This is a genomic window from Lelliottia sp. GFLA7 (assembly GCF_056490165.1).
The window spans coordinates 1-407 of sequence record NZ_JBWLAQ010000112.1 but is presented as its reverse complement, the minus strand read 5'-3'; the positions used below and the strand labels follow the sequence as shown (position 1 = coordinate 407).

1 protein-coding gene is annotated in these 407 nt (G+C 76.4%); it reads left to right on the top strand.

From position 1 onward, the window contains the following. Nucleotides 1-407: M23 family metallopeptidase (locus tag AC07RN_RS21410; RefSeq protein WP_478337287.1), on the top strand; the 407-nt coding region annotated here is incomplete at both ends.

Genomic DNA, 407 nt, shown 5'->3' with positions numbered 1-407 from the left:
AGACTCGATGTTCGGGTGGCGCTGCGGGTGGGCGTCGCGGTGACGGTGGCGGCCGTGTGCGTCGGTGCGGCACCGGCCGCCGCCGCACCGCCGCTCCCCCGCCCGGCCGCCCTCCCGGCGAAAGGCGACGTCGGACCCTCGTTCGACTGGCCGTTGCGCCCGCCGCCGCACGTCGTGCGGGCGTTCGAGAAGCCCGCCCAGAACTGGCTACCCGGACATCGCGGGGTGGACCTCGCGGCGGCCCCGGGCCAGAGCGTGCTCGCCGCAGGCGCCGGCACGGTGGTGTTCGCCGGGACGGTCGCCGGAAAACCCGTGGTCTCGGTCGACCATCCCGGCGGACTGCGCACGACGTACGAGCCGGTCGAGGCGACGGTGACCGCGGGCCGACGGGTCGATCGCGGCACGGT